Genomic DNA, 13,150 nt, shown 5'->3' with positions numbered 1-13,150 from the left:
GGGATTACCTTTCACGAGAAGGACGCCGACACCTGGCCGAGTCCGTGGATGTGCACGTCGACGACCGCGCCCGCAGGGACGGGGCGCATCGGCCCCAGGGCGCCGGACAAGATCACTTGCCCGGCCCTGAGCGGATTCCCGAAGGTCCGTGCCTGCCGCGCGAGCCACGACAGCGCGTGCAGTGGATCGCCCAGGCAGGCGGCCCCGGTGCCGGTCGACACCACCTCGCCGTCGATCTCCATGCGCATGGTCACCGTGGCCGGTTCCAGTTCGTCGAGGGTCTTCTGCTCCGCGCCGAGCACATAGACACCGCTGGAGGCGTTGTCGGCGACGGTGTCGGCGAACGAGATGTCCCAGTCGATGATTCGACTGTCGACGATCTCGAGCGCCGCGAGCGCCGCGCCGACCGCCCGGCGGCACTGGGCATCGTCGAGCGGCCCGTCGGCGAGATCCGCGGCGAGGACGAACGCGATCTCCGCCTCCACCCGCGGTTGCAACAGCCGCGCGAGCGGAATTTCGTCGCCATGCGCGAAGGCCATGTCGGAGAACAGGACTCCGAAATCGGGCTGGTCCACACCCAACTGCCGCTGGACCGCCGCCGAGGTCGCGCCGATCTTGCGCCCGACCACCTCGGCTCCCGCGCCGACCCGAATGGCGTTGCAGCGCTCCTGGATTCGGTAGGCGGTGCGCACGTCGTCCGGGCCGATCAGGTCGCGCAATGGCGCGCAGGGGCGGCGGGTCGCGGTGGCCTCCGTGAGACGTCGTGCCGCGCGGGCGACGATCGCCTCGTCGACAACCGATGACATGACAACCTCCTTGGTGTCGTACTGTGAGGGCGGCGATCAGTCCACCTCGGCCCTCGGGGCCCGCGCAGTAAATCCGGTCCGGTGAGTGGACCGGTCGCAGGAATTGAGGCATTCCCATGACTTCGAGCCTGGATCCGCGCTCGGTACTGGGGCGGATCGTGTTGATCCTGGACGCTTTCGAGGTCGGGGACAACGCGATCGGCCTGTCCGAGCTGGCCCGGCGAACCGGCCTGCCGAAGGCCACCGTGCACCGGATGTGCCAGGACCTGGTCGCGGCGCGCCTGCTCACCCCGTCCTCGGACGGCTACGGCCTGGGGCGCGGATTGTTCGAACTCGGCCTGCGCGCCTCCGTCGAGAGCGCGCTGCTCGAGGTGGCGATCCCGTTCATGCAGGACTTGTACGCCCACACCCGTGAGACCGTTCACCTCGGCGTACTCGACGGCGACGAGGTCGTCTACCTCAGCAAGATCGGCGGCCACCGCCAGGCGCCCGCGCCATCGCGGGTCGGCGGTCGAATGCCCCTGTACTGCACGGCGATCGGCCGGGTCCTGCTGGCCCACTGTGATTCGTCCACCGTCGAGCGGATCCTGTCCGGCCGTCTGATCCGCCGCACCCCGCGCACGATCGTCGGAGCGGGCCTGCTGCGCGCCCAGCTCGACCGCGTGCACGCAGACGGCGTCGCCTTCGAGTACGAAGAATCCTCGGTCGGGATCGCCTGCATCGCGGCCCCCATCCGCGGCGTCGGCGGCCAGCTTGCCGCGATCTCGGTCACCGGTCCCACCTCGCGTTTTCGCCCCGGCGAACATATCGGTCCGGTGCGCGCGGCCGCGGTCGGCGTGGAAGCCATCCTGGCCCGGCGGTCGCGGCCGAATCCCCGCTGACTCACCCCCGCCTCTTGACGCCTTGCCGCAGCCGGTCTTATCGTTCAATCAATCAATCAATCAATTGATCAATCGAACGACCGGAAGAGGTTGTGTAGATGGCGCAAACCGTTGCCGACCGTGACGTCACGCGAACACATGTCGTCGAGGCCGGGGGAATTCCGACCAAGGTCCTGACCGCGGGATCGGGCCGCCCGCTCGTGCTACTGCACGGTTCCGGTCCGGGGGTCTCGGCGGCGGCGAACTGGTCCGGCCTGATCCCGGAGCTCGCCCGGGACTTCCAGGTGATCGCACCCGATATCGCCGGGTTCGGCGCCTCGATCGGGTCCGCGGGCACCACGTACGGGATCAAGCTCTGGGTGCACCAACTCGTCGAGTTGCTCGACGCGCTCGAACTGCCCTCAGCGACCGTGCTGGGCAATAGTTTCGGTGGCGGCCTGTCCCTCGCCGCGGCGCTGAAACATCCGGAGCGGGTCGACGGGCTCGTCCTGCTCGGTACGCCGGTCGGAACCTTCGAGATGACCGAAGGGCTGCGCTCCGGCTGGCATTACGAACCGAGCGAAGCCGAAATGCGCCGGATTCTACGGATATTCCCGCACGATCCTGCCCTCGTGACCGACGAGATGGTTCGCGAGCGGTACGAGGCCAGTGCCCGTCCCGGCGCACAGGACGCCTACCGCCGTCTCATTCCCGAACCCGGCCCGGAGGGAACGCCGGTCAAGGGCGTGCCGGAGGAGTCGCTGCGCACCATCGCGCAGCCGACACTCGTCCTGCATGGCCGGGAGGATCTCGTCATTCCGGTCGAACTTGCCTGGCGCGCAGCGCATCACATCCCGAACGCCGACCTGAAAGTGTTCTCGCGGTGCGGCCACTGGGTGCAGTTGGAGCGACGCGACGAATTCCTCTGTGAGGTCCGCGATTTCCTGGGCGGGCTGTCATGAGTCGATCGGGGTTGGACAAGGCGCTCTACGACATCGTCGCGGGCAAACAGGCGCGCGACAGCTTCGTCTCGGACACCGGTGGATTCCTCGACAGGTACCGGCTCGACCCGGACGAGCGCGCGGCCGTGGGTGGCATCGACCTCCCCGCGCTGCAGGACCGGGGCGCGAATCCCATGTTGCTGTGGGGGCTGTGGATGACCTTCGGCGACCGTAGCCTGCCCGGCTATCTGGCCGAACTTCAAGGCGGACAAACCCTCTCGATCTGGAAGGACCGTAAGAATGGCTGAGCTGGTGGGCGGTTTCCTTGTGCCGCACGATCCGATGGTCCTCACCGATCCGCAGGCGCCGCCCGAGGCGATCCGGGAGCGAATCGTCGACGCGTACGCCGAGGTGGCAAGGCGGGTAGCGGATCTCGCCGCCACGACCCTGATCATTATCGGCACTGACCACTATCTACTGTTCGGCCCGGGCTGCTTGCCGCAGGCGCTGATCGGCATCGGGGATGTCGACGGGCCGCTGGAACGTCTTCCGGGCATGCGCAAGCGGCAGTTTCCGGACAACCAGGCGCTGGCGCGCCATCTGGTGAGTCACGGGCACCACACCGGAATCGATTGGGCCGTAGCCGATTCCCTGACCGTCGACCATTCCGTCGCGATCCCATACTTCCGCATCGGCGCCGATGCGGAGTTGCCGGTGATTCCGATCTATCTGGCCTGCGGGGTCGAGCCGCTGCTGCCGCTGCGGCGGGCCGCCCAGATCGGGGCGAATCTGAAGGAGGCCGTGGAGAGTTGGGACGGGAACGAGCGGGTGGTCGTTATCGGAAGCGGTGGCATCAGCCACTGGGTCGGCACCGGCGACATGGGCCGGGTGAACGAGACCTTCGATCGCATGGTCCTGGATCTCGTCGCCGCCGGCGATGTGGAGACCCTCGCCTCGCTGCGCGATGAGTACATCCTCGACCACGGCGGCAACGGCGGTCTGGAGATCAGGAACTTCGTGGCCGCCATGGCCGCGCTCGGCCCGTGCACGGGCACTGTTATCGCCTATGAGGCTGTGCCGGAATGGATTACCGGTCTCGGGTTCGCTGAACTCGTCCCGAATCGGGTCGCGGAAGCGATCGTGTCATGACCACCGGTACCTCGGCCGCGTGCCATCTCGGGCCGGTCGGTCTGCTCGACGGCCGGGAGATGGTGCGTGTGACTCCGGACGGATGGCCGCCGCTGCTCGTCTACCGCGTCGACGGTGAGATCTACGTGACCGCCGATACCTGCACCCACGCCACCGCGTCGCTGTCGGAGGGCGAGCTGGAGGGCCACACCATCGTCTGCCCGGTGCACTGGGCCGAATTCGATATCCGCACCGGTCGTGCGCTGTGTTTCCCGGCCACCCAGGCTCTGGCCACCTATGAGGCGTCGGTCGACGACGGCCAGATCTATGTGCGCACTAGTAGGAGCAAGGGAAGTGACGAACAATGAGTAAACCGCTATCGGCGGCCTTGGACCTCCAGCTGTTGAACGAGGGCCTGCTGCCGCGCGACATCTTCTGGTCGGAGGCGATCTACCAGCGCGAACTCGAGCGGATCTTCGCCCGCGCCTGGGTGTTCATCGCACACGAAAGCCAACTGCCGCAGGCCGGTTCGTTCCTCACCACCCGGATCGGAGAGGACGAGGTGATCGTCGTCCGCAACCGCGACGGCCGGGTGGGGGCGTTCCTGAACAGCTGCCCGCACCGGGGCAACCGTGTCTGTTCGGCGGAGGTCGGGGTCGCGCGCGGCTTCGTCTGCAACTACCACGGCTGGTCGTTCGGTCTGGACGGGTCGCTGCGCGGCATGCACGAATCCGGTTCCTACGACCGTGAACCCGGCTTCGACCGCTCCCGGGTGGGCCTGACCCCGGTGGCCCAGGTCGAGGGCTACAAGGGCCTGCTGTTCGCGACCTTCGACCCGAGCGCGCCGCCGCTCACCGAATTCCTCGGCGATTTCACGTTCTATCTCGACGTCATGCTCGACAACGATCCGGGCGGAACCGAATTCGCCGGCGGCTGCATCTCCTCGATTCTCGGCTGCAATTGGAAGATCGCCGCCGAGAACTTCGCCGGCGACGCGCTGCACGCCGGATGGACACACGCCTCCGGAGCCGAGGCGATGCTCGGCGGGCCGGTGGCCACACTCGGCGACGAGGCCAACGAGAGCTACCACGTCAATGCCAACGGCCACTGCTGGGAATTCAACCTCGACGGGGTCGGTAATGCGGCCACGCTCGGGGACAAACGCATCCTGGACTATCTGCGCGAGCAACGCGACGTGTTCGAGGCCCGACTCGGATCGACCCGGGCCAAGATGGTCGGCTCGGTCAGCTCGGCGAATGTTTTCCCCAACTTCTCGTTCCTGCCCGGCCAGAACACCTTCCGCACCTGGCAGCCGCTCGGCCCCCACAAGACCGAGCTGCGCACCTGGGTACTGGTCAATCGTGATGCGCCGCAAGAGGTCAAGGACGCCTGGAAGAAGGGCGCGATGCTGACCTTCTCGCCATCCGGCGTCTTCGAAATGGACGACGGCGAGAACTGGGAGGGTTCGACGCACAGCAATCGTGGATTCGTGACCCGCCAACAGCCGCTGCACTACGGACTCGGCCTGGAGAGTCGCGTCGACCACCCCGAACTGCCCGGCAACGTGTACCGCGGGCAGATCAACGACGCCAATCAACGAGCGTTCTACCGCCAGTGGTCGAAGATGATGACCTCGAGCGACTGGGACGAACTCCTGGACAAGGGGCCTCGCGATGACACCGACCGCTGACCCGAAAACGATCGAAAACATCGATACCAACCTCTATGTCGAGGTCGCGGCGTTCGCCGCGCGGGAAGCGCGACTACTCGACGAGGAACGCTATCCGGAATGGCTGGCGCTGTTCACCGAGGACGCGACCTACTGGGTGCCCGGCATCGAGAACCGTGGCCGCCACGACCGCTCCGGCACCCACGCGCCGCACCGCATGGCGTACTTCGACGACACCGTCGCCGATCTCCGGCATCGGGTGGACCGATTCACCGCGCCGACGGCGTGGGCCGAGGATCCGGCGACTCGGCATCTGCATGTCATCTCCAATATCGAAGTCGAATTGTGCGATATACCCGGGGAATTGACCGTGCGCTCGGTCTTCGTGAACTACCGGGGCCAGGGCGGCAACGACTCCGCGGTCCTGTACGGCAGGCGGGTCGACCGCTTGCGACGCGTGGACGGGCGACTGCGCATCGCGGCGCGAAAGGTCCTGCTGAGCCACGCGACGCTGCCCGCCAAGAACATCAACACCTTCTTCTGATGGGACGGATCTGATGGGTCGACTGGAAGGGCGGGTAGCCCTCGTCACCGGCGGCGGTGACGGCATCGGGCGCGCCGTGGTCGAACGATATGTGCACGAAGGCGCGAACGTCGTTGTGCTGGAACGGGACAAGCAGCTGGCCGACGCGCTCGAGGAGGCGCATGCCGACCGGGTCGCCGCCGTCGTCGGTGATGTCCGCGATCCCGCCGCGCACCTCGCGGCCACCGCGTGCAGTCTCGATGTGTTCGGCCGAGTGGATATCTACGTCGGTAATGTCGGCGTGTACGACTACGGCGCGAAGCTCGACGACGCGGAACTCGCGGAACTGCCCGGCAATTTCCACGAGTTGTTCGCCACCAATGTGCTGGGATACCTGCTCGGCGTCCGGGCCGCGAGCGCGGCACTGCGCAAGAGCCGGGGCTCGATCATTCTCACCAGCTCGTCGAGTGGGTCCTACGCGGGTGGCGGCGGCGCACTGTATGTGGCCTCGAAACACGCTGTCGTGGGGCTGATACGGCAGCTCGCCTACGAATTCGCACCGGACGTGCGAGTCAACGGCATAGCGCCAGGGGCCACCCGCAGCGGCCTGACCGGCGTGGGCGGACTCGGCGGCGACCGCCACCTGCGCGAGGAGACTCGACTGCTCGAGAACATCGCCAGGACGATCCCGCTGGGATTCGTCAGCGAGCCGGAACAGCACACCGGTCTTTACGTGTCGCTGGCCTGCCCCGAGGACACCGGATTCGTCACCGGCGCGGTCTTTCCCAGTGACGGGGGACTCGAGGTGCGCGGGCGGCGGGCCGCGCGCGCGGGCCGAGCCGAGGAACAATCATGACGCGGCCGGAACGGGTGGTCGTCGTGGGCGGCGGTCTGGCCGGGCACACGGCGGCGGTGACACTGCGCTCGTACGGCTTCCAGGGGCGACTCACTCTGATCACGCAGGAGTCGACCGAGCCCTACGATCGTCCACCACTGTCGAAGGAACTGTTGGCGGGAACCGCGATTCAGCCCCAACTGAGCCCCGGCCTCGCCGATCTCGAGGTCGAACTGCGGACCGAAACCATCGCGGTCGGGGTCAAGCCCGGTGAAATCCTCACCACCGCAGCGGCATTCCCGTTCGACGCCGCCGTTTTGGCCCCTGGGCTGCGGTCACGGCCGCTGCGGAGCGGCACCGGCGCGCAACCAGCCCGGGTGCTGCGAACTCTCGAGGACGCCGTCGGGCTGCGCGCTGAAATGGCTGCGGGGCAAAGGGTGCTGATCGTCGGCGCGGGCCTGATCGGGGCGGAGGTCGCGACCGCCGCCGCTGCGGCCGGTTGCCGGGTCTCGGTGGTCGGACCGGACTTCGGCCCGGCCCTGGCCGCGGTGCCCGATTCGGTCCTCGACGAGATCCGGGGGTGGTACGACGAGTGCGGCATTCGTCTCACGATCGGGGTTCAGGTCCTCGAAACCACGCCCGCCGGAGTGCTGCTCAGCGATTCCAGCCGTCGCGCCGCCGACCTGGTGGTCGCCGCGATCGGCGGGTTACCCGCGACATCGTGGCTGGACGGCACCCCGATAGCCCGGACTCCGGCGGGGTTCATCAGCACGGATGAATATCTGTGCACCGATCTGCCCGGCGTCTACGCCGCGGGCGACGCGATCGCCTGGCGCTCGGCCCGATACGGCTGCGACATGCATCTCGAGCACTGGCATCACGCGGCCGACTCGGCCCAGACCGCGGCCCGGAACATCCTCGACGCAGCCGAATCCTACGATCCGCTGCCGTACTTCTGGTCGCACCAGCTCGGCCACAGCCTGCACTACCTCGGCCGCCACGGCCGGGCGGATACCTGCGAGATCCGCCCGGATGCCCGCTCCGGGCGGGCGGTGACCTGGACCCGCGGCGGACAGCCGACGGCCGTACTGGCCCTGGACGCACCACATCTCGTCCGTCGTGCCCGCACCGCGCTCCAGTCGGCGGGCCGACCGGAAATCGGTGTGGCGCAATGACGAATTGGGATGCGAAGATGAAATCCACGAATCGACGATTCGGCGAGCTCGCCGAATCGCTGCGGATTCCGGTGCTGGCGGCTCCGATGTTTCTGGTGTCGGGGACCGACATGGTCACTGCCGCAGCGCGATCCGGGATCATCGGCACCTTTCCTGCCGCCAACGCGCGCACCATCGACGACCTGAGCGTCATGCTCGAGGGCATCACCGCCGGAGCCGACGGGGGCGCGTGGGGAGTCAATCTCATCGTGCACCGCACCTATGACCGGCTCGACGCCGAACTCGCCCTCCTGAGCGAGGCCGCACCCGCGCTGGTGATCACCGCGCTGGGGACTCCCCAGCGTGCGCTCGATGCCGTACATCGCTGGGGCGGATTGGTTTTCGCCGATATCAGCGCACCCGACCAGGCCCGCCGGGCCATTGCCGCAGGCGCCGATGGTCTCTCCGCCGTCTGCTCGGGAGCCGGGGGACACACCGGCAGGTACAGTCCATTCGCGCTGATCGCCGCGATCCGGGAGTTCTGGGACGGACCGCTGATCGCCGGCGGCGCGGTGTCCTCGGGCGCGGGCGTCCTCGCCATGCGCGTCCTCGGGGCCGACCTCGTCACCGTCGGCACGCGGTTGCTCGCGACCGCGGAGAGCCGTGCGGCCGAGGGGCATCGCCGAATGGTGATCGACGCGACGATCGCGGACATCATCACCTCCGACAGTGTGACCGGCGTACCCGCGAACTGGCTCACCGCGAGCCTGGACCGGCACGGGTCGAGAACCGGCGGCCCGACCGGCATCGACTTCTCCGGCGCCATCGCCGATTCCAAAGCCTGGCGCGACGTGTGGTCGGCCGGGGAAGGCGTCGGCGCGGTGCGCGGGCGGGAATCGATCGCCGAGGTGGTGTCCGCACTCAGCGCCGAATACGACGCGGCGCTGGCGCGCGTGCGAGCGGACTCGATTCCCGAGTTCACGCGGTTCGCCGCGCACCGTGCCGATTGATCGCCCCGCAAGAACTCGACAAGATTGAATTCGCTCTACTGGAGGTTGTGGTGGCCGCTGTGACTACCGAGGAAATGACGGCCCGCCCGGAACGCGAGCCGTCCGCCAGCATGGTCGAATGCCTGCGCCGGGCAATGGCCGAGGCGCCCGATCGGACCGCGATCGTGTGCGGCGACCGGACACTGTCCTACGCCGAACTGGGCCGGGCGGCCGTGGGTTTGGCCCGCCGACTATCCGGGGCGGTGGTGGCTGGGCGCCCGGTCGCGGTCGTCATGCCGAATGGCCTCGAGCTGTCGGCCGCGATCTTCGCCGCCTGGCTGGCGGGTGCGCAGGTGGCCCTGATGAACCCCGGCTTCACCGGTCGTGAGCTGCGCCTGCTGCTCGAACGATCCGGGGCGAGTGTGGTTCTCGCCGCGGCGGGCGTCGCCGGGCCGGTCGCCACCGCGGCCGAGTCGTTCGGTCTCGAGGTCCTCGTGGTCGGCGGGGCCGACCTGCCTCTCGAATCCTGGTGCCGCGACGAGACACTCACTATTGCCGACGACCAGCTACCCGCGCCGGATCAGTTGGCCACCATGATGTTCACCGGTGGTACCACCGGTGTGCCCAAAGGGGTCGATCACACCCACCACACCCTGATGCTGACCGTCGGCGGCATGGAGTCGTGCTGGCCGACTCGGCTCGGCGTCGAGGTATGGCTGAATGTGGCGCCGTCGTTTCATATTTGGGGATTGCTGATGGGCATCCTCAACCCGCTCTACGGCCACGCCACCGTGGTGATCTGTCAGGGATTCAAGCCCGATGCGGTCGCCTTGGCCATTCGCGAGCACGGGGTCACCGTGTTCAGCGGAGGTCCGGCCGAGATCTACGCCGGTCTGCTGGCGAGTGAGCACACCAATCGCGCGAATCTGTCCACCCTTCGCGTCTGTCCGGGCGGCGGATCGAGGTTCTCCGCCGTACTGCACGAGCGCTGGATGCGCCGGACCGGCGTGGAAATTCGCGAGGCCTACGGGATGACCGAGCTCGCGCCGATCACCTGCAATCGGTGGGATACCGACCCACGGCCGGGTTCGGTCGGTCTGCCCGCGGTATCGGTCGAGGTCCGGGTGGTCGATCTCGAGGATCCGAGCCGATCGGCTCCCAGCCGGGAGGCGGGGGAGATCCGGGTTCGAGCGCCGCACATGACTGTCGGGTACCACGACCCGGCGCACGGCGACGGGGCCTTCGTCGACGGCTGGCTCAATACCGGGGATATCGGCTATCTCGACGACGACGGCTACCTGTTCATCGTCGATCGCAAGAAGGACATGCTCATCGTCGGCGGATTCAATGTCTATCCGCGCGAGATCGACGAGACGCTGTGCCACTTTCCGGGAATCGTCGATGCCGCCACCGTGGGCGTGCCCGACGAACGGCGCGGCGAGCGTCCGGTGTCGTTCATCGTCATCGACCGCGACGCGATTCTGGATTGGACGGCGCTGGCCGACTACTGCGCGACGAATCTGGCGCACTACAAACAACCCCGGGACATCCGGGTGGTGGGGCACTTGCCGAAAACCGCCGCGAACAAGATAGATCGGCTCGCGCTGCGCAAGATGGCGGCAGACACCTGAGCCGGCCCTCGGGCACCTGGTCCAGCGGGTTTCCCGGATCCTTCCGCGGGCTAAGCTGACATTTTCTACTTCGGCGATACTACTTGGGAGGCCCACGCGTGGCTGCGCACACGGCGGTCGAGGGGGAATCGGCCTGGGAGGACAAGCGGCGGCGCATTCTCGACGGTGCCGCGGCCGTCTTCTCGTCCCGCGGGTACAGCAAGGGCACTACCAGGGAGATCGCGGCCCAGCTCGACCTCAGCCAGCCGTCCATCTACCACTACGTCGGGTCGAAGGCAGATCTGTTGCGCGAGATCGCATTACAGGTCGATCGGGACATGACGACCGCGCTGCACGACGGCTTGGCGGCGGGCAGCGACCCGGTCACCCAACTGCGCGCCATCGTCACCCGATTCACCCACGCGGTGATCGCGAACCACCTCACCTTCGCTGTTTATCGCAGCGAGCAGCGCTGGCTGGAGCCGGCGGTGGCCGAGGAGGTGCAACTCCACGAACGCGAATTCGTCGCCACTGTCCGCGGTGTCGTCGAGAAGGTGCAGGCACTGAGACAGCTACCGGACGCGCCGTCGTCGGTGCTGACCTTCGCGATTCTGAATATGGTCAGCGAAAGCCATCGCTGGTATCAGCATGACGGCTCGCTCGATCCCGCGTCGATCGCCGATGCCTACTGCAAACTCATCGGGCTGCCGCCGCAGGATTGACGGCAGCACAACGGTATCGAGGTCTAGACGCGATGTCGTTGTGCTGCCGCCTTGTCGGTTGCCGCAAGATCGGAGCCCCTGCCCTGGCTCGCGGGGACAGGGGCTCCTCTGCTCGGATTCGAATGGCATCCACGTTCATGCCGATCGCGTTTCGGCGTCAGTGCTGATTCAACGGGCTGTTCGGGTTGGCCGGATTATTCGGGTTGAGCGGGCTGTTCGGATTGGCCGGGTTGCCAGGGTCGTTCGCCCAGCAAACGTTGACGCACCAGTCCTGGAAAGCTCTGTCGGCTTCGAGTTCTGGTCGATCGCAGTCGGCCACGTCGTAGGTCCGCGGATCGGAAGGCGCCACCTGTGTCGGTGGTTCTGCAACGGCCGAGACCGTCGAGGCCGCGAGCGGGACCGCGGCTACTGCACCCGCGATCGCGAGGCGGGTCAACGATCTGCCCAGCCGAGTCATCGTGAAATTCACATCGAGCCTTTCGTCTCCACAGCGGGCGCGGTGCCTGCTGCAACATGAAGTCGTGCCGAATCAACCGGCGGCGCTACTGGTGGACCTTGTTCTTGTGGACCTGATCGCGGTGAATCCGCCCGCGCAGAAAGCGCACGTATCGGCTGTGGCGGCTCCTGGGGGCCGTCCCCGGAACCAGGGCTGTCTCGGCGAGATCGAGTGAGTCCTCCAGTGCGGCGTCGTGTAGCCATCGCCACAGGAGTGCCCAGGTGAAGCGGTCCTTGCCGTGTGTGCGCATGACCAGCTCGTGGGTCAGGCGGGTATGGGTGGCGTCCAGTTCCTCCACGATGAATCCGTGTGTCCCGTCGAAGCCGAGCGGGCGATGGAAACGGAACAGGACCTCCCGTCCCGGAACGTATTTCACGCAGGTGTAGCGGATCGGTCCGTGGCCGCCCGTGGCATCGACGCCCAGCGGCCGATCGAACCGCATCGCGGGCCACTGTCCGACCGGCCACAGTCGGTCGTCGTCGGTGGACAGCGTATCGAGCAGTCGGCCGACCGCCCGGGCATCGGCTGCGATCACCCGGCTGTGGACATTGCGCACCATGAGCTGGACCTTTCATTTAGCGAATAATCTCTAATTTCAATTAGAGGCTACTCTCTAATGCATGTCAAGAATGCCCGCCCACACCCCGGACTCGCTACTGGACGCGGCCGCCGACCTCGCCGCGGCCGACGGCGCGGCCGCGGTCACCATGAGCGCGGTCGCCGCAGCCACGGGCGCCCCGAGCGGCTCGGTCTACTACCGCTTTCCCGATCGAGCCGCGCTGCTGGCAGCCCTGTGGTTGCGCACCATTGATCGATTCCAGAGCGGGTTTTTCGCGGCACTGCGGGTCGATCCGCCGCAGCAGGCCGCCATGCGGGCCGCGCATCACGTGACCAACTGGTCGCGACAGCATCCGACGGACGCGGCGGTCTTGCTCTGGGGCCGCGAATCCTTCGGGTTCGCACAGTGGAGCGCGGAATCCCGAGACATGGCAGCGGCGCAGCAGGCCCGGCTGGACGACGCCATGCGCGAACTCGGCGACCGGCTGGGCTATCGCAGCCCGGCCGACCGACAGCGGTTGGCCTTGCTGATCATCGAGTTGCCTCATGCGGCCGTACGCCGCTGCGCGCGCAATGCCGACGCCGACCTGGCCGACGCCGCCGAGGCTGTCGACCGGATCGTCCGCGGCGCGGTCGGTGGAAATGTCACGCTGCCCGATGGCTCCGCGAGCAGCTAGTACGCGTCACCGCGGCTATCAGCGAAGACTGTCGAAACTCCCCGCAGGGTCGAGGTATTGAGCGTCGGCGACGCTGTGCAGAAGTTCCGTCATCGCGTGCAGGGCACCGCCGAGGGCTTCGATCGCGGTGTTCTCGGCGGGGTCGGTGGACCAGGTGGTCGGCTCGGTCATCGTCGGCTCCG

17 protein-coding genes are annotated in these 13,150 nt (G+C 67.4%); 13 read left to right on the top strand and 4 right to left on the bottom strand.

From position 1 onward, the window contains the following. Positions 1–11 precede the first annotated feature (11 nt). Positions 12–806 carry a 2-keto-4-pentenoate hydratase gene (locus ACFXIV_RS38995; protein WP_379401422.1) on the bottom strand — a complete coding sequence of 265 codons (795 nt, stop codon included), beginning with the start codon at positions 804–806 and terminating at the stop codon, positions 12–14. A 116-nt stretch (positions 807–922) separates the two neighbouring features. On the opposite strand from ACFXIV_RS38995, the gene ACFXIV_RS38990 reads away from it, so the two are divergent. The 12 genes from ACFXIV_RS38990 (at position 923) to ACFXIV_RS38935 (ending at position 11,237) form a co-directional block, all read left to right on the top strand. Then, on the top strand, positions 923–1,687 hold the full coding sequence (locus ACFXIV_RS38990; RefSeq protein WP_379401423.1) for an IclR family transcriptional regulator: 765 nt from the start codon (positions 923–925) through the stop codon (positions 1,685–1,687). A gap of 98 nt (positions 1,688–1,785) precedes the next feature. Continuing rightward, positions 1,786–2,628, top strand: a complete 843-nt coding sequence (locus ACFXIV_RS38985) for an alpha/beta fold hydrolase (protein ID WP_379401424.1) — start codon at positions 1,786–1,788, stop codon at positions 2,626–2,628. Continuing rightward, a complete protein-coding gene (locus ACFXIV_RS38980) occupies positions 2,625–2,915 on the top strand; it encodes a hypothetical protein (protein ID WP_379401425.1) in 291 nt (96 codons plus the stop codon). Before ACFXIV_RS38985 ends, ACFXIV_RS38980 begins: the two co-directional genes overlap by 4 nt. Next, positions 2,908–3,756: a hypothetical protein gene (locus ACFXIV_RS38975; RefSeq protein ID WP_379401426.1), complete on the top strand. Its 849-nt coding sequence runs from the start codon at positions 2,908–2,910 to the stop codon at positions 3,754–3,756. The genes ACFXIV_RS38980 and ACFXIV_RS38975 overlap by 8 nt, the downstream gene beginning before the upstream one ends. Beyond that, the gene (locus ACFXIV_RS38970) at positions 3,753–4,103 is read left to right on the top strand and encodes a non-heme iron oxygenase ferredoxin subunit (protein ID WP_379401427.1); all 351 of its coding nucleotides are present in this window, start codon (positions 3,753–3,755) and stop codon (positions 4,101–4,103) included. Before ACFXIV_RS38975 ends, ACFXIV_RS38970 begins: the two co-directional genes overlap by 4 nt. Further along, positions 4,100–5,425 carry an aromatic ring-hydroxylating dioxygenase subunit alpha gene (locus ACFXIV_RS38965; RefSeq protein ID WP_379384975.1) on the top strand — a complete coding sequence of 442 codons (1,326 nt, stop codon included), beginning with the start codon at positions 4,100–4,102 and terminating at the stop codon, positions 5,423–5,425. The genes ACFXIV_RS38970 and ACFXIV_RS38965 overlap by 4 nt, the downstream gene beginning before the upstream one ends. Then, entirely contained in the window at positions 5,409–5,948 is a 540-nt protein-coding gene (locus ACFXIV_RS38960) for a 3-phenylpropionate/cinnamic acid dioxygenase subunit beta (protein WP_379401428.1), read from the top strand. Before ACFXIV_RS38965 ends, ACFXIV_RS38960 begins: the two co-directional genes overlap by 17 nt. 13 nt (positions 5,949–5,961) lie before the next feature. Further along, on the top strand, positions 5,962–6,783 hold the full coding sequence (locus ACFXIV_RS38955; protein WP_379401429.1) for an SDR family NAD(P)-dependent oxidoreductase: 822 nt from the start codon (positions 5,962–5,964) through the stop codon (positions 6,781–6,783). Beyond that, the gene (locus ACFXIV_RS38950; protein WP_379401430.1) at positions 6,780–7,937 is read left to right on the top strand and encodes an NAD(P)/FAD-dependent oxidoreductase; all 1,158 of its coding nucleotides are present in this window, start codon (positions 6,780–6,782) and stop codon (positions 7,935–7,937) included. The genes ACFXIV_RS38955 and ACFXIV_RS38950 overlap by 4 nt, the downstream gene beginning before the upstream one ends. Positions 7,938–7,954: 17 nt before the next feature. Further along, complete coding sequence (locus ACFXIV_RS38945; RefSeq protein ID WP_379401431.1) at positions 7,955–8,926, top strand: NAD(P)H-dependent flavin oxidoreductase; 972 nt, start codon at positions 7,955–7,957, stop codon at positions 8,924–8,926. A gap of 59 nt (positions 8,927–8,985) precedes the next feature. Beyond that, positions 8,986–10,536, top strand: coding sequence for a class I adenylate-forming enzyme family protein (locus ACFXIV_RS38940; protein WP_379401432.1), 1,551 nt, complete (start codon positions 8,986–8,988; stop codon positions 10,534–10,536). Positions 10,537–10,634: 98 nt separating this feature from the next. Then, a complete protein-coding gene (locus ACFXIV_RS38935; protein ID WP_379401433.1) occupies positions 10,635–11,237 on the top strand; it encodes a TetR/AcrR family transcriptional regulator in 603 nt (200 codons plus the stop codon). A 157-nt stretch (positions 11,238–11,394) separates the two neighbouring features. On the opposite strand, the gene ACFXIV_RS38930 is transcribed toward ACFXIV_RS38935, so the two are convergent. Together ACFXIV_RS38930 and ACFXIV_RS38925 are read right to left on the bottom strand one after the other, a co-directional pair. After that, positions 11,395–11,706, bottom strand: coding sequence for a hypothetical protein (locus tag ACFXIV_RS38930; RefSeq protein ID WP_379421412.1), 312 nt, complete (start codon positions 11,704–11,706; stop codon positions 11,395–11,397). A gap of 73 nt (positions 11,707–11,779) precedes the next feature. Then, positions 11,780–12,292 carry an SRPBCC family protein gene (locus ACFXIV_RS38925; RefSeq protein ID WP_379401435.1) on the bottom strand — a complete coding sequence of 171 codons (513 nt, stop codon included), beginning with the start codon at positions 12,290–12,292 and terminating at the stop codon, positions 11,780–11,782. A 61-nt stretch (positions 12,293–12,353) separates the two neighbouring features. On the opposite strand from ACFXIV_RS38925, the gene ACFXIV_RS38920 reads away from it, so the two are divergent. After that, a complete protein-coding gene (locus tag ACFXIV_RS38920; protein ID WP_379384960.1) occupies positions 12,354–12,968 on the top strand; it encodes a TetR/AcrR family transcriptional regulator in 615 nt (204 codons plus the stop codon). Positions 12,969–12,986: 18 nt separating this feature from the next. Here ACFXIV_RS38920 and ACFXIV_RS38915 read toward each other — a convergent pair whose 3' ends face one another. Further along, positions 12,987–13,139 carry a hypothetical protein gene (locus ACFXIV_RS38915; protein WP_379384959.1) on the bottom strand — a complete coding sequence of 51 codons (153 nt, stop codon included), beginning with the start codon at positions 13,137–13,139 and terminating at the stop codon, positions 12,987–12,989. Positions 13,140–13,150 lie beyond the last annotated feature (11 nt).

Source organism: Nocardia sp. NPDC059236 (genome assembly GCF_042754085.1).
Lineage (GTDB): Bacteria > Actinomycetota > Actinomycetes > Mycobacteriales > Mycobacteriaceae > Nocardia.
Note: the sequence above shows the minus strand (reverse complement) of the source record. Positions and strands in the feature narration are given on the sequence as shown.